This is a genomic window from Nonomuraea sp. NPDC050643, from assembly GCF_040654715.1.
Classification (GTDB): Bacteria; Actinomycetota; Actinomycetes; order Streptosporangiales; family Streptosporangiaceae; genus Nonomuraea.
On the sequence record NZ_JBFAIM010000054.1, the window covers coordinates 1 to 20215 of the forward strand.

Genomic DNA, 20215 nt, shown 5'->3' on the forward strand with positions numbered 1-20215 from the left:
GCCAGGATCGACCGGGCCAGGTCGTAGCCGGTGACCAGCCAGCCCTGGTGCCCGTCGGGGAAGGGAAGACGGCTGATCGGGCTGTGCTCGCGGGCCTCGATCAGCTCCTTGGGCGGGTCGAACGGGCAGCCGGGCCGACGTGCGGTCGGTAGCGCCGTGATGGTGTGCTCCATGGCCGTTCCTCTCGTCTCGCGTATGACGATCACCATCGCCGACCGTTCTGATACCGGGCCGTCGCCGTGCTGACATGGACACTGACATGGCACTCCGTTTTCGCTGGCACCCGGTTCGAGACGTCGTCACCTTTCGGCACAATGTCTGATGTGCGCGTTGAATTGCTGGGGCCGTTCGAGGTCCGCGATCGTGATGGGGCCGTGGTCGAGGTTCCGGGGGCACGGTTGCGTGCGTTGCTGGCGGCGCTTGCCCTGGAGCCCGGGCGGGTGGTGTCGCGGGCGAGGCTGGTGGATTGGATCTGGGGGGAGCGGCCGCCGGCGGACGAGGTGAACGCGGTCCAGGCGCTGGTGTCGCGGCTGCGCCGGGTGGTGCCGGGCGGCCTGGTGGAGGCCGAGGCGGGTGGGTATCGGCTGGCGGTGGCGGCCGAGGCGGTGGATGTGTGCCGGTTCGAGCAGTTGGTGGGGCAGGCGCGGGGGGCTGAGCCGGGGGTGCGGGCGGAGTTGCTGCGGTCGGCGCTGGGGCTGTGGCGAGGCCGGGCGCTGGCCGATATCGCGTTGGAGGGCAGCGAGGCGTTCGATGCGGTGGCGGCCCGGTTGGAGGAGTCGCGGGTGTCGGCGCTGGGGGACCGGGTGGAGGCCGACCTTCGGCTGGGCCGGGGTTCGGAGCTGGTGTCGGAGTTGACCGATCTGGTGGGGGCCTATCCGCTGCGGGAGGGGTTCGTGGCGGCGTTGATGCGGGCGCTGGCCGAGGCGGGGCGGGGCAGTGAGGCGCTGACGGTGTTCGCGCGGACGCGGGAGCTGCTGGCGGAGGAGCTGGGGGCGGATCCGTCGGCGGAGCTGTCGGCGATGCACACGGCGTTGTTGCGGGGCGAGCTGGGGGAGCGGGCGGAGGGCCGGCGGTCGAATCTGCGGGCGGAGCTGACGAGCTTTGTGGGGCGGGACGCGGAGGTGTCCGCGGTGGTGGGGCTGGTGCTGGGGCATCGGCTGGTGACGTTGACGGGGCCGGGCGGTTCGGGCAAGACGCGGCTGGCGACCGAGTGCGCGCGGGTGCTGCTGGGGGAGCTGCCGGATGGGGCGTGGCTGGTGGAGCTGGCGTCGGTGCGGGCGGGGGGTGAGCTGGCACAGGCGGCGTTGACGGCGCTGGGGTTGCGGGACCAGGCGTTGCCGGGTGGGGCGCGGGGCGGGGACGCGATGGATCGACTGGTGGCGGCGATGCGCGAGCGTGCGGTGGTGTTGGTACTGGACAATTGTGAACATGTGATCGAGGCGGCCGCGGTGTTCGCGGACCGGTTGCTGGGGGAGTGCCGGCGGTTGCGGATCGTGGCCACGAGCCGGGAGCCGTTGGGCATTACGGGCGAGGTGCTGTGGCAGGTGGAGCCGTTGGCGCTGCCGGCGCCGGGGGCGGGTGCGGCGGAGGTGGCCGGATCGGCGGCGGTGCGGTTGTTGCGGGACCGTGCGGGGTTGGTGCGTCAGGACGTCGGCACGGGCGCGCGTGTGGGTGGCGACGGGGGGTCGGTGGCGGCGATGGCGCGGATCTGCCGGGCGCTGGACGGCATGCCGTTGGCGATCGAGTTGGCGGCGGCGCGGTTGCGGACGATGTCGGTGGAGCAGTTGGCGCGGCGGCTCGATGATCGGTTCGCGTTGCTGACCGGGGGGAGCCGGACGGCGTTGGCGCGGCACAAGACGTTGCGGGCGGTGGTGGACTGGAGCTGGGATCTGTTGTCGGAGGCGGAGCGGGGGGTGCTGCGGCGGCTGTCGGTGTTCGCCGGTGGGGTGAGTCTGGAGGCGGCCGAGCGGGTGTGCGACGGGCTCGACGGTGCGCCGGCCGGTGGTGAGCGGGTGCTGGACGTGCTGACCGCGTTGATCGAGAAGTCGCTGCTGGTGGCCGAGGCCGATGGCGGTGGCAGTGGCGGGATGCCGCGATACCGGATGTTGAACACCATCCGGGAGTACGCGGCGGCGCGGTTGGCCGAGGCGGGGGAGGGAGAGGCGGCGCGGCGGGCGCATCTGGGGTATGTGACCGAGCTGGCCGAGGCGGCCGATCCGCACCTGAGGCGGGCCGAGCAGCTCGAGTGGCTGGCGGTGCTGGGGGCCGAGCACGACAACATCGGGGCGGCGTTGCGTGGGGCGATCGCCGAGGGGTGGGCGGAAGAGGCGATGCGGCTGGTCGGGGCCGTGGGCTGGTACTGGTTCTTGAGCGGGCATCGGGCCGAGGGCACCGAGCTGAGTGTGGCGGCGGCGTCGTTGCCGGGGCAGGTGCCCGACGAGGTGCGGGCGATGGCGTACACGATGGTGACGGTGTTCGTGAGTTCGGGGATCGGGGGCGATCAGTATCAGGCGCGGGAGTGGATTCAGGCGGCGCATCGGGTCACCCGGGACCGTGGATATCGCAATTCGCTGCTCGGGTTCGTCGGGCCGCTGGAGCGGATGTTGCGGGAGCCGACGGGGTTCCTGCCGGCGTTCGAGCCGTTGATCGCCGATGACGACGACCCGTGGGTGCGGGCGCAGGCGCGGCTGACGCGGGGCCGGTTGCGGTTGACGCTGGGGGGCGACGAGACCGATGTGGATGCCGATGTCGACCTGGCGTTGGCGGAGTTCCGGGGGCTGGGGGATCGGTGGGGGATCTCGATGGCGTTGACGTTCCTGGCCGAGCGGCTGGCGATGCGGGGGGTGTTCGGCCTGGCCTGTGAGCACTTCGAGGAGGCGGCGGCGGCGCTGGGCGAGGTGGGGGCGAGCGAGGACGTGATCAGTGTGCGGGCGCGGCAGGCGCAGTTGTTCTGGTTGCTGGGTGATGAGCGGGCCGGCGAGGTGGCGATGGCCGAGGCGCAGCGGTACGCGGGCGGGATGACCTGGCCGGACACCCTGGCCGAGCTGGAGTTGGCACAGGCGCAGTTGGCGCGCTGGCAGGGGGAGCCGGAGGCGGCGCGTGGGCGGTTGGCCACGGTGCGGGCGGTGCTGGGCAGTGAGGACATGGGGGTCGCCTTCCGGGCCAAGGTGATGGACCTGTCCGGTTATCTGGCCGATGATCTCGAGCAGGCTCGGGCGTACCGGGGTGCGGCGTTGGATGCGGCGGTGGAGCACGCTTATCCGCCGGTGATCGCCGAGGTGCTGGTCGGGATCGCGGACCTGGCGCTGCGTCAGGGCGATGACGAGCAGGCGGTGCGGTTGCTGGCGGCCGCTGACGGGGTGCGGGGCACGGCGGATCGTTCGCAGCGGGACGCGTCCCGGATCGCCGAGGCCGCCCGTGATCGCCTCGATGAGGCGGTCTTCGCCGAGGCGAGCCGGGCCGGCCGGCAGCGGGACTGGCGAGAGCTGACCGCGATCACGCTCGGTTCGTGAACGAGGAGCGCGCGCTTTCTTGAGACCCGAACGCGACGGTCACCAGGCTCCCTGGCGGGCTCGCGTGCGACACCCCGGCCCGGAACACCTCCATGACGCGAAGCCGCCCCGCCGTCCTCCGGAACCCGTGTAACAGAAGCCGCCCCGCCGTCCTCCGGAACCCGTGTAACAACGGAAGGGCTCGGACCACTTCCTGGTGTCAGAGGAACGCATTCCGAATGAAGGGGCTGGGCGGTGACGGATGATTCGCACCGGTTCACCGGCATGTACGACGAATGCCGACAACGGGTCTGGGCCTACGTGGTCAGCCGGGCAGGGCGCCAGGTCGCGGACGAGGTGGTGAGCGAGACGTTCGCGATCGCCTGGCGGCGGCTGGACGACGTGCCTGAGCCGGCGCTGCCCTGGTTGCTCGGTGTCGCCCGCAACGTGCTGCGGGACAACGTGCGGGCCGAGGTCCGGCGGGAGGCCATGGCCGCCGAGCTGCGGGCCTGGACCGAGGGGGACGTGGCCGAGCAGGTGACCGAGCGGATGGGGGTGCTGCGGGCGCTGGCCTCGCTGCAGGAGGACGACCGGGAGATTCTCATCCTGGTCGCCTGGCACGGACTGTCGCCCAAGGAGGCCGCTCGGGTGATCGGGTGTTCGTCGGCGGCGTACCGGGTGCGGCTGCATCGGGCGCGCAAGCGGCTCAAGCAGGCGATGGAGACGGAATTCCCGGCTCAGGCCGGCCGGGGCGGAGTGTCGCCGTCCAGGTCCCACGTGCGGAATCTCAGCGAGGAGTGGTCATGAACCCGATCGACGAACTTCGGGCCGCGCGGCCCGCGCATCTCGGTGAGCGGCCGGTGGACGAGCACACCAGAGCCGTTGAGCTGGCCCGGGCCATGTCCGGTCCGCGGCGGCCGAAGGCGGCGCGACGGCGGTCCGCGGCGGTGCGGCCCGCCTGGGGTCTGGGGCTGGCCGGGGCCGCGGCGGCGGCTGTGACCGCGGTGGCGGTGGTCATGTCGGGAAACGGGCCCACGACGCCGCCTGCGCCTGATGGCGGGCGGCTTGCGGTGAGTGAGAGCCCAGGTTCCACCAGTGCGCCCCGGGTGAAGCTGTCGGCGCGTGAGGTGCTCCTGGCCGCGGCGGAGAAGGCCGGCCGGCAGCGTGAGGGGAGCGGCGACTACTGGCACAGCGTGACGGTGCTGCGGACCCTGTTCGCCGCCAAGCAGGGCGGATACCTGGTCGTGGAGAAGCAGCGGAGCGAGGGCTGGACGCCCAGCGCCACCGGTGGTGAGCAGTGGTTCCGTAGCCAGTCGCTCGGTGTCCAGCCCGCGGGGGAGACCGACCGCCAGGCGTGGGAGCGGGCGGGGTCCCCGTCCGAGATCGAGATCGTGGTGCCGGGCAAGCGCCTCGCGGCCACGCTGTCCACCTCCGAGGGCAAGGTCAGGACCGACCGCAGCCCTCTGGTCGACGGCGACAAGGTGTTCTGGCTGGGCAAGAACGTCTCGATGCAGGATCTGCGCGAGTTGCCGGGCGACCCGGGCAAGCTGAAGAGGTGGCTGCTGGCCTCGTACAAGGGGCACGGGACCGAGTCCTCGAGCGAGAAGATGTCCGGCGACGTGTGGCTCTTCAGGGTCAGCGTCGGCCTGATCATGGACATGCCGGTGACGCCCGAGGTGCGGGGTGCGGCGTTCCGCATGCTGGCCGAGCTCGACGGCGTCGAGGTCACCGAGGACGTGACCGACTCCGAGAACCGGCAGGGCACGGCCGTGTCGATCGAGGAGCCCGGGCCGAGGGGCGGGGTCACCGAGAATCGGCTGATCTTCGATGAGGAGACCGGCCGGCCGCTGGCCGTCGAGACCGTCGCGGTGAAGCCGGGCAAGGAGGAGAGCGCCTTCGAGCCGGGCCTCGTGCGCAGCTCCAATGTGCTGCTCGAGGCGGGCTGGACGGACGCCAGGCCCGCCTCGTGACCTGGCGGGTTACGCGGTCTGGCGGGCCTCGTCGTTGGCGTTCGTACGGATCTGCTGGATGCGCTGCTTGGTGAGGCCGAGCAACTCGCCGATGTCGCCGTCGGACAGGCCGAGCTCGTGCATGTGCTTGACGCGTTTCTTCAGCGTGCGCGTGTAGTCCTCGGCGATCGCGGCGGCCTGGCGCTGGAGGGCGGCGAAGTCGTCGAGATCCTGCTCGGACAGGCCCGGCAGGGCGTAGTGGTAGGACGGCGACGGCGGCTGGGCACGGTCGGCGAACAGGAAGGGGAGCGCCTCGGCGATGTCCGCGTGCAGTTCTTTGAGCGTGCGCGCGGACATGCCGCCGGCCACGCCGTCCACCTGAGCGAGCCACAGGGTGCCGGCCATGGTGACGTGGACGTCGACGCGGTCTGCGGTCATCGGGTGCTCCAGTCAGTCCTTCAGCCAGCCGTCGCCGAACAGGTGCGCCAGCCCTCGTTCGAGTAGGTCCACCAGGTAGGGGGCCTCCCCTGGGTAGAGCGGGACGATCGCGCGGGCCGCGACCCGGCCCTCGGGGTCCCACAGCAGGAGGAAGCGCTGCCGCCGGGTCGTCTCCGCCCAGTCGCAGCGCAGGCCGTGGAGGTGAGAGAGCCTGATGATCCGATCGCGGATGGCCGCGTAGTCGTCTCGTTCCACCACACGCGGCAGACTATATCCCTTGCTTACCAGCGACAAGAGGTCTTGTCGGCCTTATTCGCCATGCGTGTTGGTTAGGACACGCCCCAAGCCCGGACGAACGTCTCCACGGCGGCGTGGGCCATGACCCGCAGCTCGGAGTCCTCGAGCTGGCGGGTCCCCATCTGTGAGCGGGCCTCCAGGGGGCCGAGGAGCAGCGCCATGAACTGCTCGGCCGTCAGGTCGGGGTCCGTGGTGCGCAGGCGGCCCGCGAGGGCGAGCCGGGCCAGCCGGTCGGCCAGGACCTGGTTGAGGCGGTCGGGACCGCTCTCCTTGACGATGTCCAGGATGTCGGGGAAGTGGGTGATCTCCGAGTAGAGGAGCCGGCGCAGCGCGCACGAGCGGCCGTCGGTGTGCAGCCGGAGCAGGTCGAGGGCGACCTCCTCCAGCGTGGCGGACAGGTCGTCGCCCGGGGCGGTGAGCGGCTCCAGGGCGGCGATCCGCTGGTCGAGGGTGGTCCGCGCGGAGGCCTCCATGGCATGCCGGAACAGCGTGGCCTTGTCGGTCATGTGGTTGTAGACCGTCGGTTTGGCCACCCCCGCCTCGTCCGCGATCTCCTGCACGCAGGACTGCGCGTAGCCCTGGCGGGCGAACACGGTGAACGCGCCCTCCAGGATCGCCTGCCGCTTGTCGATCCGTCCCCGCGTACTGGTCATGTGTCGAATTGTACGCGCTGGTTCAAGTTCATGGACGAACGGGTTGCGCGCGAACGTGCGAGATAACTAGCTTGAACCAATGAGTTCAAATGAGCGCTTCGACGCGCGCCTGCTGGCGACGATCGCCGTGGTGCTGCTCGGCGGGTTGCTGGGGATCCTCAACAGCACGATGGCGGCCGTCGCCACCGGCACCCTGGCCTCGGCCTTCGGCACCTCGCTCAGCGTGATCGGCTGGGCGTCCACCGGGTTCCTGCTGGCCGTGACGGCCACCATCCCGTTCACGACCTGGGCCGTCGACCGGTACGGCGGCAAACGCCTGTGGATCGCCGGGCTGACGATCTTCCTCGCGGGCTCGCTGGCCGCGGGACTGGCCTGGGACGTCGGCAGCCTCATCGCGTTCCGGGTGCTGCAAGGGGTCGGCGCCGGGCTGCTCGACCCGCTGGTGCTGATCCTGCTGGCCCGTGCCGCCGGGCCGAGCCGGGCCGGGCGGGTGATGGGGCTGATGGGGGTGGTGCTGTCGCTGGGCCCGGTGCTGGGACCCATCGCGGGCGGGGCGATCCTGGGCACGCTGACGTGGCGGGCGATGTTCCTGATCAGCGTGGTCGTGGGGGCCGTGGCGCTGCTGCTGGCCCTGCGGGTGCTCCCTCGCGACGAGGCGGGGCGGGGCGGCGGCCCGCGCCTGGACGTGGTCGGGCTGGCGCTGCTCGGGCCCGGGTTCGCGGCCGTGGTGCTGGCGCTGTCGCAGACGGCCGAGCAGGGGGCGTTCGCGGTCTGGCAGGTGCTGCTGCCCTTCGTGGTGGGCGGAGTGCTGCTGATCGGGTACGCGGTGCACGCCAGGAAGGCCTCTCCCCTGATCGACCTGCGGCTGTTCGCCAATCGCGGCTTCAGCGCCAGTGTGACGATCATGGGCCTGGGCGGCATGGGGCTGTTCTCCGCCCTGTTCGCGCTGCCGCTCTACTACCAGCAGGCGCACGGGCACGGCGTCCTGGCCGCCGGGCTGCTCATGGCTCCGGTCGGGCTCGGCGGATCGATCGCGATGCCGCTGGCCGGGCGGCTGTCCGACCGGCTCGGCGCCCGCGGGCTGGCCACCGGCGGCGCGATCGTGGCCGTGGTCAGCGCGTTCGCCCTGACGCGGGTCGGGGCCGACACGCCGGAGGTGTGGCCGGCGCTGGCGGCGTTCACGATCGGGCTGGGGAGCGGGTTCTTCAGCGCGCCGACGATGGGGTCGCTCTACCGCACGCTGCCCCCGCCCATGGTGGCGCAGGGCAGCTCGGTCCTGTACATGCTCAACCAGCTCGGGGCGGCCCTCGGGGTCGCACTCGTCACGATCGTGATCCAGAGCGCGGCGGACGTGATCACCGGGTTCCGCGGAATCTTCTGGCTCGCCGTCGCCGCCAATGTGATCGTGCTGGCGGTCATCCCGCTGCTGCCGGGCAGGCCCGGCGCGCAGGCGCCCGTACGGGACGAACTCGCGAGGACCCCATGACGAAGACGCTGGTGATCACGGGCGGGACCGACGGGATGGGGAAGGCGCTCGCGCGGGCCTACCTCGATCGGGGCGACACGGTCGTGGTCGTGGGGCGGGACGCGGCGAAGGCGCTGCCGGGAGCGGTGTTCATCGGAGCCGACCTGAGCCTGATCGGGGAGAACCGGCGGGTGATCGAGGCGGTCAACGAACGGTTTCCCGAGGTGGACGCGCTGGTGCTGGGGGCGCGGTTCTTCCGTACGCGGCGGTTCGTGACGGCGGACGGGGTGGAGGGGACGTTCGCGCTGGACTATCTGAGCAGGTTCCTGCTGAGTTTTGGGCTGGCCGGGGTGAGGCTCATCGTCAACGTGTCGGGGCCGGGGCAGCCGACGGGGCTCGTCCACTGGGACGATCTCATGCTGGAGCGCGGGTACGACGGGATGACGGCCCAGTTCCAGGCCGGGAAGGCGAACGACCTGCTGGGGGTGGCATTCGCCGCGCGGCGGGGAGACCGTACCGGATATGTGCTGATCCATCCGGGCGGGGTGGCGACGAGCGTGGCCGGGGAGTACGACGAGACGACCGCCGCGCACGTCGAGGCGCTGAAGCGGCACGGGATGCCGGTCGAGGAGGGCATCCGGCCGATCATGGCGCGCATCGACGATCCGCCTGCTGCGCCCCTCACGGCTTTCATGCGGGAGCGGCCCATCGACGTGGCGGGGCCCGCCTTCGACCGGCGGGCGGCGGAGCGGCTGCACGCGCTCACCTTGGAGGTGATTGGCTCGAAAGGATGGCCAATTTGAGCTAATTGGCTCTGGGAGAGGTCCACTTCGGCCGGTTGGATGGATCGCAGGCATCCAAAGAGGAGGAGAGCGTGAACATTCCCGAGGTCATCGCGACGTTGCCAGGGCCCTTCCAGCAGCGGCAGCTCGCCGAGGTGAACGACACCGTGGTCCGCGTGGCCCAGTTGCACGGGGAGTTCCCCTGGCACCACCACGACGAGGACGAGCTGTTCCTGTGCTGGGACGGCACGTTCAGGATCGAGCTGGAGGGGCGTGAGCCGGTCGTCATGACGCCGGGGGACGTCTTCGTGATCCCTCGTGGGCTGCGGCATCGGCCGGTGGCCGACGAGCCGGCGCACACGCTGCTGGTCGAGAAGCCGGAGACCAAGCAGTTCGGTAACTGAGGCATGTGCGGCCGCGACGCGAGGCGGCCGGGACGTGACCTCCCTGTGCGAAGGGAGGGGCACCGGGCTGGCCGCTGTTGCCCGATTTTCGGGCGTGCCTTTGTCGAGTCCCGGGCAGCGTCATCCGTATGGACGGTGCAAGACGGACAAATGCCATCATTAGCGCCATCTTCCTCGGCTCTGCCCTGTTCGTGGCCGCGGCCTGTGGAAGCGCTGACACGCGGTCCGGTGCCCGCGGGGCGGCGCCCGTGGAGGGCGCCGCCGCCGGCCTCATGTCACCGTCGGGGTCACCGGGTGACCCCAGCGGCACCCCGGGCCAGGCGCCCGGCGACACGGCGAGCCTCGAGAAGGCGGGCGCCGTGGCCATGAACGCCGTCAAGGGCTCCACGATCCTCTCGGTTCAGTCCCAGAACGGCGGCCAGGTCTGGGAGGTCCAGCTCGCCGGATCCGACGGTACGGAGCGGCTGCTGGAAGTGGGCGCTTCGGGCAAGGTGGTGTCCGGCCCCAGGGCCAAGGACACCGGCGAAGCGGAGAAGTCCAGGGTCGCGGGCATCGTCAAGGACGCCAAGGTCACCTTCGAGGACGCGGTGGAGAAGGTGTCCGCCTCGGCGCCGCAGAGCAAGATCACCCACATGAGCCTGGACCGGTACGACAACGACCTGCTCGTCTGGGACGCCGATGTCGCCACCCTGGACGGCGGCTGGCAGGGGATCAAGGTCGACGCCAGGACCGGCGCCGTGACCAAGATCGGTTAGCGGTGCCGAGTGCCTTCATGGTGACATCGTCGCCAGGGCCAATTCGGTTGCGGTGGGTCTGCGTACTCTGGCCTCATAGATCGCGTTCGGAATGTGATCGGGAGGAGGCGATACGAGATGGCGTACAACGAGGTGACCGGAACTCGGCGGCCCCTCAGGATGTGGGCGGACCCGGAGTCGGTCGAGCCGCAGGCGATGCAGCAGCTACGCAACGTGGCGAACCTGGAGTGGGTGCACGGTGTCGCCGTCATGCCGGACGTGCATCACGGTAAGGGCGCGACGGTGGGCTCGGTCATCGCGATGAAGGACGCGGTGTCGCCGGCCGCGGTCGGGGTGGACATCGGGTGCGGGATGACGGCGGTGAAGACCTCGTACAAGGCTTCGCAGCTCCCCGACAACCTGGCCTACCTGCGCGGCAAGCTCGAGCAGGCCATCCCGGTGGGGTTCGGGCACCACAAGCGGCCCGTCGATCCCGGCCAGGTGCACGGGATGAAGGCGACCGGGTGGGCCGAGTTCTGGAAGGACTTCGACGAGCTCGCGCCGGCCGTCCACGCGCGGCGGGAGCGGGCCGAGGTGCAGATGGGCACGCTCGGCGGCGGCAACCACTTCCTGGAGGTGTGCGCCGACGACGAGGGCGTGGTCTGGGTGGTGCTGCACTCGGGGTCGCGCAACATCGGCAAGGAGCTCGCCGAGCACCACATCGGCGTGGCCCGGGGGCTGTCGCACAACCAGGGGCTGGTCGACCGTGACCTGGCGGTGTTCCTCGGCAGTACGCCGGAGATGGACGCCTACCGGCGCGACCTGTTCTGGGCCCAGGACTACGCGCGGCGCAACCGGTCGCTCATGATGGGCCTGGTCTGCGACGTGCTGCGGCGGCACCTGCCGAACATCGCGTTCGAGCAGCCGATCTCCTGCCACCACAACTACGTGGCGGAGGAGCGGTACGACGGCGTGGACGTGCTCGTGACCCGCAAGGGCGCGATCCGGGCGGGCAGCGGTGACCTGGGGATCATCCCGGGCTCGATGGCCACCGGCACGTACATCGTGAAGGGTCTGGGCAACGGCGCGGCGTTCAACTCGGCCTCGCACGGGGCGGGGCGGAAGATGAGCAGGAACAAGGCCAAGAAGACGTTCACGGTCAAGGACCTGGAGGAGCAGACCGCGGGGGTGGAGTGCCGTAAGGACTCCGGCGTCATCGACGAGATCCCGGGGGCGTACAAGGACCTGGAGTCCGTGATGGCCGCCCAGACGGATCTGGTGCAGGTGGTCGCGCACCTGCGGCAGCTCATCTGCATCAAGGGCTGAGGCCCTACCGAGACCGCCTGGAGGGCGACCGGCTCGACGTGCTCGAGCCGGTCGCCGCGCGGCGCTCACATCTGGTCGACTTCGAGTACGAGCTTGCCGGTGGTGCGGCCCGACTCGATGCGGCGGTGTGCCTCCGCGGCCTGCTCCAGCCGCAGTGACTCGACCCGCAGCCGCAGTTCCCCGCTCGCCGCCGCGGCCACCGCCCGGTGCAGCGCGCGGCCCGCCTCGGCGGGGAAGGCGGCGGCGAACGCGGCCAGGTTGAACCCGCAGACCGCCTTGTTGGTGAACCACAGCTCGTTGGCCGAGATCCCGACGTCCTCGGCGCCGGAGGCGTTGCCCATCACCACCATCCGGCCCATCGGCGCGAGCAGGTCCAAGCTGCCCCGTCGCGCTGGGCCGCCGACCATGTCCACCACGACGTCGAACCGACCGGCCTCGGCCACCTGGTCGCGCAGGACGACCTCGTCGTAGCCGAACGCCCTGGCCGTCCCGATCTTGGCGGGGCTGCCCACGGTGCCCACCACCCGGCCCGCGCCCAGCAGCCGGGCGGCCTGGCCGAGCTGGCTGCCCACGCCTCCGGCGGCGGCGTGCACGAGCACGCTTTCGCCCGGTTCGATGCGGGCCACCCGGTCGAGTACGAGAAACGCGGTGGTGCTGTTGGACGGCAGCGCCGCCGCGACGCCCATCCCCAGGTCGTGGCCGTCCAGGGAGGCCACCAGGTCGGCAGAGGCGGTCACCACCTCGGCGTAGCCACCGCTGTCGACGATCGTCAGCGCGGCGACGGCCTGGCCCACCCGCAGCCCCTCGACGCCGCGGCCGAGCGCCCGGATGCGACCGGACACCTCGATGCCCGGTACGAACGGCAGCGGCACGTCCACCACGCCCCGCCGGTAGAGGACCTCGGCGAAGTTGGCGCCCGCGTAGTCCACGTCGATGGAGACCTGCCCCGGCCCAGGCTCGGGGATCCGGACGTCGTCCAGGCGGAGAACGTCAGCGCTGCCGAATTCGGGAATCGTGATCGCCTTCATGCCGTCCATCCTGCTGGGACGGCCTTCGCCGAGGCAGTATCAGCTCATCCTGGGTCTGCCACCACCAGGCTGCGCACCTTCTCCTTGGTGTCGGTGCCGGGGTGCGGCGTGTGCAGCACCACGTTGAGATCCGCCCGATCCGGCAGCCGGAGCAGCGAGTACTCGAAGGTGAGATCCCCGGCCTCGGGGTGGGTGATCGCCTTGATCCCCTGGGAGCGGGAGCGGACCTCCGGCCGCGCCCACAGCTCGGCGAAGCGCGGGCTGGCCGTGCACAACTCCTCGGCGATCCGCCCGAAGAGCGGGTCGTCGTGGTACCGGACCGAACTGGCGCGGAAGTCGGCCACCATGTCCTGGGCGAACTCGTCCCATTCGGTGAACCGGCCACGGTAGGTCGGGTGGGTGAAGAACGCCACCATGCAGTTACTGACGTCGTCGTCGAACCCGAACACCCACCTGGCCGCGTCGTTCATCGCCACCAGGTTGTAGTGCCGGTCCAGCACGTGCGCCGGGTTGGGCATCCACGCGTCCAGCACCGCGCGAAGCTGCTCGCTCACCGGCGCGCCCGGCCGGCCCTCGGGGTCCGGCGGGTTCAGGCCGGCGAGCACGTACAGATGCGTGCGTTCCGCCTCGTCGAGCTTCAGCGCGCGGGCGATCGCATCCAGTACGGCACCGGAGACCTTGATGTCGCGTCCCTGCTCCAGCCAGGTGTACCAGGACACCCCGACCCCGGCGATCACGGCCACCTCCTCCCGGCGCAGCCCGGGAGTACGGCGGCGCCCCGCGGCGGGCATGCCGACGTCGGCGGGCCTGAGGGCCTCCCTCTTGGCCCGCAGGAACACTTTGAGCTGGTCACGGTGACCTGGACTGGCTGTCACAAAAACACCATAGGCGACCATTGGCCCCAAAGTTCTCCCTGGCTCGCGCTTCCTGCCGTAGCGCTCGGGGCTGCCCGCCGCTCAGTCGAACAACTCGCTGATGTCCTTCGCCGCGGAGATGGCGCCGGCCAGGGTCGCGGTCACCGCCAGCCAGAATGTGAAGAAGTCGCGGCGGCTTTCCACGATCTGAACGGCCACCGTCGAGTTATCCGGCATTTCGTGAAACGCCGCCGCGTCCGCCGGGCGCGGCGGTGCCGCGGGAGTGGCTTTCCGCCTTACCTGCGCGGCCGGGCGGCGCTTGAGGCCGAATCTCGCGAACACCTTGTCCCATGTGTGTTTCCCGCAGCCGAACAGGATGCCCTTCGTCGGGTTCTGGCACGGCGAGCCCTTCAGCGTGGTGACGCCACAGTGCGTAGGGATCTGCCAGGCGATGAGCCAGCAGGGGATGGCCACTGCCACGCAGGCCGCCCAGCCCGCGGTGGCCCAGTCGTCACGTGAGACGGAAATGGCGATGATGACGATGCTGAGAATTTCCGTGATGAGGATCGTGAGCGCGTTGTTGCGCTTGGGGCGTCGTCTTGATCGGCGTGCGCGGGCGCTCCTTCTTGCGCCTTTCCGGGTGTGTCGTCGCGCCATAAATGCCGCCCATATGGCTAGATTGCGACCTCCCTGTCCACTATGTATGCATACATCGGTGCCTGCCGTTATTCCAGAGTTGCGCAGTCAATTACACAGGTGTGATTACGCCGACTCCCGGACGACCAGTTCGGCCGGGAGGAGGACGGGGGTGTCGGGGCCGCCGTCGAAGAGGCCGAGCAGGAGGTTCACGGTCGCGGTGGCCCAGTCGGTCATCGGGCTGTGGATCGTGGTGAGCGCGGGGGCGGTGTAGAGGGCGGCTTCGATGTCGTCGAAGCCGATCACCGCGACGTCGTCCGGCACCCTGCGGCCCGCTTCGCGCAGGGTGCGCAGGGCGCCGATGGCCATGAGGTCGTTGGCGGCGAAGACGGCGTCCAGGCCCGGGTCGTCCTGGAGCACCTGGCGCATGGCGTCGGCGCCGGAGATCCTGGTGAAGTCGCCGAGCGCGACGATCGAGCGGTGGCCCGTCTCGCGCATGACGGTGGTGTAGCCGGTGAGGCGCTCCTGGGAGGCGATCATGTCCAGGGGGCCCGTGATCGTGGCGATCCGGCGTCTGCCCCGCTGGAGAAGGTGGCGTACGGCCAGGCCGGCGCCGCCGAGGTTGTCGTTGTCCACGTACGGGACGGTGGGGTTCATGCGGCCCAGCGAGACGATCGGCAGGCCCTTGCGGGCCAGCGTGGCGGGCAGGGTGTCGGTGCCGTGCATGGAGATGAGCACGACGCCGTCCACGTGACCGGCCGCCACGTACTGGGCCACGCGGGCGCGGCCGTCGTCGGAGCCGGCCAGCATGAGCACGACCTGCTTGCCCGCCGCCTCCAGTTTCCTGCTGGCCTGGCGGACCACGGCCGAGAACATCGGGTCGTCGGAGACCAGGCCCTTCGGCGGGTCGGAGACGACGAGGGCGACGGCGTCGGTGCGGCGGGTGGCCAGGTTGCGGGCGGCGGCGTGGGGGACGTAGCCGAGCTCCCTGACGGCTCTCAGGACGACGTCGCGGATCGACGGGGCCACGGTGGAGGCGCCGTTGATCACGCGGGAGACGCTGGACTTGGAGACGCCGGCGCGGGCGGCCACGGCCTCGAGGGTGGGACGGTTCACGTGCCTCCTCCGATATGAGAGAGCGCTCCCTCAGAAGGGTGCGGTGCGGGACGGCCGGCAGTCAAGACGGGTCGTTTTTCGGGTGTTTCTCGGGCGGTGGGCGGGCCCAAGAGCGTTACACCAGGGGGCCGGTCGTCATGCCAGGTCAGATGGGCATCCGCCTTTCCGAGAGGCGTTGAGAGAGCGCTCTCTAATGCGTCAGGTAGGTTTCCCGGGAGTTAACGCGGACCTTGACAGCGGTATGAGACGCGAGCAGTCTCCATTTCAGGGAGCGCTCCCTCGAACCATCCCCCCAGTTTGACGGAGACGTTGTGAGTCCACCCCGCAGCCCAGCCCTGCGCCGCCTGGCGACGCTCGTCGTTCTCATGATCACCATGTCGCTGGCGGCGGCGCTGCCCGCCGGCGCCGCCGACGCCCTGCTGTCCCAGGGCAAACCCGCCACCGCCTCCTCCACCGAGAACGTCGCCTTCCCGGCCTCCGCCGCCGTGGACGGCGACGCGGGCACCCGCTGGTCCAGCGCCTTCGCCGACCCCCAATGGATCCAGGTCGACCTCGGCGCCACCGCCGCCATCAGCCAGGTCGAGCTGAGCTGGGAGGCCGCGTACGCCACGGCCTTCCAGGTGCAGGTGTCCGGCAACGGCACCTCCTGGACGAACCTGCACTCCACGACCACCGGCACCGGCGGCAACCAGACCCTGGCCGTCTCCGGCAGCGGCCGCTACGTCCGCGTCCACGGCACCCAGCGCGCCACCCAGTACGGCTACAGCCTCTGGGAGCTCAAGGTGTACGGCACCGGGAGCGGCTCGGGCGGCGAGCGGCTGCTGTCGTACAACAAGCCCGGCGTGGCCTCGACCTCGCAGCACGACGGGAACTGCTGGGAGTGCACCCCGGCCAGGGCGTTCGACCTCGACCCCGCCAGCAGGTGGGCCACCAGCTCCACCACCGGCTGGGTGGACCCGGGCTGGATCTACGTGGACCTGGGCGCGACCGCGCAGATCAGCAAGGTCGTGCTGCAGTGGGACCCGGCCCACGCCAGGGCGTACCAGATCCAGGTGTCGCCCGACGCCTCCAACTGGACGACCGTCTACAGCACGACGACCAGCACCGGCTTCAAGCAGACGCTGAACGTCAGCGGCTCCGGCCGGTACGTCCGCATGTACGGCACCCAGCGCGCCACCCCCTACGGCTACAGCCTGTGGGAGTTCCAGGTGTACGGCACAGGCGGCAACCCCACCGACCCACCCGCCCCGCCGAAGGACCCCGCCAACCCGCCCGCCCTGGTGTGGAGCGACGAGTTCAACGGCCCGTCCGGCGGCAAGCCCGACGCCGGCAAGTGGCGGGCCGACCCGGGCACCGGGCCGAACAACGAGCTGGAGTACTACACCAACCACGACAACGCCTCCATGGACGGCCAGGGACATCTGGTCATGGAGGCCCGCAAGCAGGCCACGCCGGGCTCCTCGTGCCCGACGGACCCGCTGACCGGCAGCACCACCTGCCAGTACACCTCGGCCAGGATGAACACCGGCACGAAGTTCCACTTCACCTACGGCCGGGTGGAGGCCCGGATCAAGGTGCCCAAGGGGAACGGGCTGTGGCCGGCGTTCTGGATGATGGGAGCCGACTTCCTGACCGGGCGGCCGTGGCCGTACAACGGCGAGATCGACATCATGGAGGTCCTGGGCAAGGACGTGAAGACGTCCTACTCGACCGTCCACGCGCCCGCGTACAACGGCGGCGGAGGCGTCGGGTCGCCGTACACGCTGCCGAACGGGGCCGACTACTCCGACGACTTCCACGTCTGGGCCGCCAACTGGGACAGCAAGGGCATCGTCTACACGCTCGACGGGCGGACGGTGTTCACGATCAGCAAGGACCAGGTGGAGCAGACCCGGGGTCCCTGGATCTTCGACCACCCCTTCTACCTCATCCTCAACCTCGCGGTCGGCGGTGACTGGCCGGGGCCTCCGGACGCCTCCACGCCGTTCCCGGCCCGGATGCTCGTCGACTACGTGCGGGTCTATCAATGATCACCAAGGGAGCCGCCATGCTACGCGCCTCACGACTGCTCGCCCTGCTGTCCGTACTGCTCGCCACGTTCGCCGTGGTGCCGCGCCCCGCCGTGGCCGAGCCCGTACGGGTGGCGGAGTTCCTCGCCGACTGCCCGTTCAGCCACCGCCTGCCCGACGACCCGATCGTCTTCCCCGGGCTGCCGGGGGCCTCGCACATGCACAGCTTCTTCGGCAGCCGCGTCACCAACGCCCACACCAACCTGGCCGACCTGCAGAACGGCGCGACCAACTGCAACCCGGCCGTGGACAAGTCGTCGTACTGGGTGCCGACCCTCTACCGGGACGGCGCTCCCGTGGAGCCGGCCATCGTCACGTTCTACTACCTGGGCGAAGGGGTGCGTGACGACATCATCGCCCGCATCCAGTCGCTGCCGCTGGGGCTGCGGATCGTGGCGGGCAACGCCAAGGCGACCGCGCCGGACAGTACGACGATCTCCCGGTGGTCGTGCCTGCACGCGGGGCACGTGGGCGCCTCGAAGGACTTCGTCAACTGCCCGTCGGGGACGATGCTGGAGTCGTACCTGGACTTCCCGCAGTGCTGGAACGGGCGGGACCTGGACTCCGCCGACCACAAGAGCCACATGGCCTATCCGGTGGCCGGGCAGTGCCCGAGCACGCATCCCGTGCCGGTGCCGAAGCTGCGGCAGGTGATCCGCTACCCCGTCAGCGGTGATCCGTCGCGGTTCCGGCTGGCGTCGGGAGGCGGGTTCACGATGCACGGCGACTTCTTCAACGCCTGGCCGGCGGCGGAGATGGAGCGCCGGGTGCGTGACTGCATCCGCCCGATCATCAAGTGCGGCGCCGACGGGCGCCCGTCGTAACCCGTTCTCCGGGCGGGTGGTCCTGCCATCCGCCCGGACCTCACCTGGGAGGCATGGTGCTCCGGGGGTTCGCGTTCCTGTCACTGATCATCGTCCTGCTGGGCTGCTCCGCCTCCCCCGCGGAGCCTGCCCCCGCGGCGCCGTCCCCCGCCGCACCCGCCCCTGCGGCGCCGTCCGCCGCGTTCAGCACCACTGACGTGGCGTGGCTGCAGCTCGCCGACGCCCTGCACACGCGGGCGCTGCCGCTGCTGGAGCTGGCCCCCGAGCGTTCGGCCAGCCCGCCGCTCGTGGAGCTGGCCGGCCGGCTCGGCACGGCGCACGGCACCACCGGGCGGAGCCGGCTGCGGGCGCTGCTCGCCCAGGCGCGCGTCACGGGGGAGAACCCGCATGTCCAGCACGACATGCCGGGCATGCCCACCGCCGACGACCTGCGGGAGCTGGGCACGCTGCGCAAGGCGGACTTCGACCGGCGGTTCGTGACGCTGCTGCGGGCGTACCTGGATCAGCTCGTGCTGGTGGCCAAGGGAGAGCAGAGCGCGGGCGGCGCGGCCGAGGTGCGTGGGCTGGCGGCGGCGATGGCCGGCGCGCATGCCGCCGAACTGGCCGAGCTGGATCGCGTCGCGGCTCGGTAGGTTGGCTGGATGGAGATCGGGGAGTTGCTGGGGTCGGGGCGCAGCGCGGACGTCTACGCGCTCGGCGACGACCGGGTGCTGCGCCGCTACCGCGCCGACATCGACGCCGGACGGGAGGCGGCGATCATGGCGTACGTCGCCGCGCACGGCTATCCCGTGCCCGAGGTCCACCCCGGCCAGGGACGGCCCACCGACCTGGTGATGGGACGGCTGTCCGGCCCCACGATGCTGCACGCCCTCTTCGCCGGGGAGATCGCGCCCGAGCAGGTGGGCGACATCCTGGCGCGGCTGCTGCGGCGGCTGCACGAGATCCCGGTCAGGCAGTCGGCCGCACCCGGCGACCGGATCCTGCACCTGGACCTGCATCCGGACAACGTGATGCTGACGCCGCGCGGGCCCGTGGTGATCGACTGGTGCAACGCGGCGGAGGGGCGGCCCGAGCTGGACTGCGCGCTGTCGGTGGTGATCCTCGCGCAGGCGGCCGTGGATCCGGAGCTGCCCGACTGGCGGGAGCCGGCGCACTCGTCGCTCCGCGCGCTGGTCGCGGCGCTCGGCGAGGCCCTCGACGTGGGCGAGCCGCTGGAGCTGGCCAGGGCACGGCGCGGGGCGGACCGGGCGATGAGCGAGCGGGAGACAGGGCTGCTGGACGAGGCGGTGGCCCTGATCCGGCGGCTCCGGTAGCGGACTTCCGCAGGCCTTGCGGGTCTACGGCCGCCAGGCCCCGGCGGCGGCGGCCTCTCGCGCGTAGGTCTCGAACGGCTTCGGCGGGCGGCCCGTCACCTGGCTCACCGCCTCGGAGACCGGCTGGTCGCCGAGGTCGCGCAGGGCGGCGAACGTCTTGGCCTCGGCGATGGCCTGGCCGGAGAACCCCTGGGCCGCGATGTAGTCCTCGTCGCCGCCGAGGTAGCGCAGCTCACGGCCGATCGCCCGGCCGATGATCTCGACGGCCTCCCCGAACGGCAGCGAACGCGGGCCCGTGATCTCGTAGGAGCGCCCGGCGTGACCCTCCTCCGTGAGGGCCGCGGCGGCGACGGCCGCGATGTCGCCCGCGTCGACGAACGCCTGGCCCACGTCGCCCATCGGGAGCATCACCTCGCCCGCCGTGATCGCGGGCTGGAGGAAGCCCTCGTCGAAGTTCTGGGCGAACCAGCTCGGGCGCAGGATCGTCCACGCGGCGCCGCTGTCGCGCACCGTGCGCTCGGCGGCCATCAGGCGCTCGTCGCCCATGATCTCGATGCCCGAGCTCGACAGCAGCACGATGCGCCCGACGCCCTGCGCCTCGGCCAGCGCCACGAACGCGGGATCGACCGGGGTGCCGTCGGGGGCCATGAGGTAGAGCGCCGACGCGCCGGACAGCGCCGGCGCCCACGTGTCAGGTCTGCCCCAGTCGAAGGTGGTCGCGCCGCTGCGTGAGGCGGCACGCACGGAATGGCCGGCGGCTCGCAACAGCTCCGCCACGCGACGGCCGGTGGAGCCCGTGGCACCGAGGACGAGGATCACCTGCTCAGTCATGCCCC

20 protein-coding genes and 1 pseudogene are annotated in these 20215 nt (G+C 71.1%); 12 read left to right on the top strand and 9 right to left on the bottom strand.

The genetic code is table 11. The features are described 5' to 3' along the window. A pseudogene (locus AB0I15_RS47040) lies at window positions 1-173 on the bottom strand (cytochrome P450); the annotation flags it as partial. A 141-nt stretch (window positions 174-314) separates the two neighbouring features. Between AB0I15_RS47040 and AB0I15_RS47045 the strand changes: the two are divergent. The 3 genes from AB0I15_RS47045 to AB0I15_RS47055 all read left to right on the top strand — a co-directional run bounded on the left by AB0I15_RS47045 (window position 315) and on the right by AB0I15_RS47055 (window position 5461). Next, window positions 315-3512 (top strand): BTAD domain-containing putative transcriptional regulator, encoded by a 3198-nt coding sequence (locus tag AB0I15_RS47045; RefSeq protein WP_358111993.1) that lies wholly within the window; start codon window positions 315-317, stop codon window positions 3510-3512. A gap of 234 nt (window positions 3513-3746) precedes the next feature. Further along, a complete protein-coding gene (locus tag AB0I15_RS47050) occupies window positions 3747-4298 on the top strand; it encodes an RNA polymerase sigma factor (RefSeq protein ID WP_358111996.1) in 552 nt (183 codons plus the stop codon). Continuing rightward, window positions 4295-5461 (top strand): CU044_5270 family protein, encoded by a 1167-nt coding sequence (locus tag AB0I15_RS47055; RefSeq protein WP_358111999.1) that lies wholly within the window; start codon window positions 4295-4297, stop codon window positions 5459-5461. The genes AB0I15_RS47050 and AB0I15_RS47055 overlap by 4 nt, the downstream gene beginning before the upstream one ends. Before the next feature lie 9 nt (window positions 5462-5470). Here AB0I15_RS47055 and AB0I15_RS47060 read toward each other — a convergent pair whose 3' ends face one another. The 3 genes from AB0I15_RS47060 to AB0I15_RS47070 all read right to left on the bottom strand — a co-directional run bounded on the left by AB0I15_RS47060 (window position 5471) and on the right by AB0I15_RS47070 (window position 6828). Next, window positions 5471-5878 (bottom strand): hypothetical protein, encoded by a 408-nt coding sequence (locus AB0I15_RS47060; RefSeq protein ID WP_358112002.1) that lies wholly within the window; start codon window positions 5876-5878, stop codon window positions 5471-5473. A gap of 12 nt (window positions 5879-5890) precedes the next feature. After that, complete coding sequence (locus AB0I15_RS47065; RefSeq protein WP_358112004.1) at window positions 5891-6136, bottom strand: hypothetical protein; 246 nt, start codon at window positions 6134-6136, stop codon at window positions 5891-5893. Window positions 6137-6207: 71 nt separating this feature from the next. Beyond that, the gene (locus AB0I15_RS47070; RefSeq protein WP_358112006.1) at window positions 6208-6828 is read right to left on the bottom strand and encodes a TetR/AcrR family transcriptional regulator; all 621 of its coding nucleotides are present in this window, start codon (window positions 6826-6828) and stop codon (window positions 6208-6210) included. A 79-nt stretch (window positions 6829-6907) separates the two neighbouring features. On the opposite strand from AB0I15_RS47070, the gene AB0I15_RS47075 reads away from it, so the two are divergent. From AB0I15_RS47075 to AB0I15_RS47095, 5 genes are all read left to right on the top strand, one after another. After that, window positions 6908-8314 carry a DHA2 family efflux MFS transporter permease subunit gene (locus tag AB0I15_RS47075; RefSeq protein ID WP_358112009.1) on the top strand — a complete coding sequence of 469 codons (1407 nt, stop codon included), beginning with the start codon at window positions 6908-6910 and terminating at the stop codon, window positions 8312-8314. Next, window positions 8311-9096, top strand: coding sequence for an SDR family NAD(P)-dependent oxidoreductase (locus AB0I15_RS47080; protein WP_358112013.1), 786 nt, complete (start codon window positions 8311-8313; stop codon window positions 9094-9096). The genes AB0I15_RS47075 and AB0I15_RS47080 overlap by 4 nt, the downstream gene beginning before the upstream one ends. A gap of 71 nt (window positions 9097-9167) precedes the next feature. Then, window positions 9168-9479, top strand: coding sequence for a cupin domain-containing protein (locus tag AB0I15_RS47085; RefSeq protein ID WP_358112016.1), 312 nt, complete (start codon window positions 9168-9170; stop codon window positions 9477-9479). A 248-nt stretch (window positions 9480-9727) separates the two neighbouring features. After that, the gene (locus AB0I15_RS47090; protein WP_358112019.1) at window positions 9728-10234 is read left to right on the top strand and encodes a PepSY domain-containing protein; all 507 of its coding nucleotides are present in this window, start codon (window positions 9728-9730) and stop codon (window positions 10232-10234) included. 117 nt (window positions 10235-10351) lie between these two features. Next, the gene (locus tag AB0I15_RS47095) at window positions 10352-11539 is read left to right on the top strand and encodes an RtcB family protein (RefSeq protein WP_358112022.1); all 1188 of its coding nucleotides are present in this window, start codon (window positions 10352-10354) and stop codon (window positions 11537-11539) included. 65 nt (window positions 11540-11604) lie between these two features. On the opposite strand, the gene AB0I15_RS47100 is transcribed toward AB0I15_RS47095, so the two are convergent. The 4 genes from AB0I15_RS47100 to AB0I15_RS47115 all read right to left on the bottom strand — a co-directional run bounded on the left by AB0I15_RS47100 (window position 11605) and on the right by AB0I15_RS47115 (window position 15173). Beyond that, window positions 11605-12567, bottom strand: coding sequence for a zinc-binding dehydrogenase (locus AB0I15_RS47100; protein ID WP_358112025.1), 963 nt, complete (start codon window positions 12565-12567; stop codon window positions 11605-11607). 44 nt (window positions 12568-12611) lie between these two features. Beyond that, entirely contained in the window at window positions 12612-13442 is an 831-nt protein-coding gene (locus AB0I15_RS47105; RefSeq protein WP_358112028.1) for a helix-turn-helix transcriptional regulator, read from the bottom strand. Between the two features lie 81 nt (window positions 13443-13523). Next, a complete protein-coding gene (locus tag AB0I15_RS47110) occupies window positions 13524-14078 on the bottom strand; it encodes a hypothetical protein (protein WP_358112031.1) in 555 nt (184 codons plus the stop codon). A gap of 105 nt (window positions 14079-14183) precedes the next feature. Further along, window positions 14184-15173: a LacI family DNA-binding transcriptional regulator gene (locus AB0I15_RS47115; protein WP_358112035.1), complete on the bottom strand. Its 990-nt coding sequence runs from the start codon at window positions 15171-15173 to the stop codon at window positions 14184-14186. Between the two features lie 311 nt (window positions 15174-15484). Here AB0I15_RS47115 and AB0I15_RS47120 point away from each other — a divergent pair, with 311 nt between their 5' ends. Genes AB0I15_RS47120 through AB0I15_RS47135 form a run of 4 tightly spaced genes read left to right on the top strand, consistent with a single transcriptional unit; the run spans window position 15485 to window position 19379 of the window. After that, window positions 15485-17203, top strand: a complete 1719-nt coding sequence (locus AB0I15_RS47120; RefSeq protein WP_358112038.1) for a discoidin domain-containing protein — start codon at window positions 15485-15487, stop codon at window positions 17201-17203. Between the two features lie 17 nt (window positions 17204-17220). Continuing rightward, a complete protein-coding gene (locus AB0I15_RS47125) occupies window positions 17221-18066 on the top strand; it encodes a DUF1996 domain-containing protein (protein WP_358112041.1) in 846 nt (281 codons plus the stop codon). Window positions 18067-18119: 53 nt separating this feature from the next. After that, window positions 18120-18698: a DUF305 domain-containing protein gene (locus AB0I15_RS47130; RefSeq protein WP_358112044.1), complete on the top strand. Its 579-nt coding sequence runs from the start codon at window positions 18120-18122 to the stop codon at window positions 18696-18698. Between the two features lie 9 nt (window positions 18699-18707). Further along, entirely contained in the window at window positions 18708-19379 is a 672-nt protein-coding gene (locus AB0I15_RS47135) for a phosphotransferase (protein ID WP_358112047.1), read from the top strand. A 24-nt stretch (window positions 19380-19403) separates the two neighbouring features. Here AB0I15_RS47135 and AB0I15_RS47140 read toward each other — a convergent pair whose 3' ends face one another. After that, entirely contained in the window at window positions 19404-20210 is an 807-nt protein-coding gene (locus AB0I15_RS47140) for an NAD(P)H-binding protein (protein ID WP_358112050.1), read from the bottom strand. Window positions 20211-20215 lie beyond the last annotated feature (5 nt).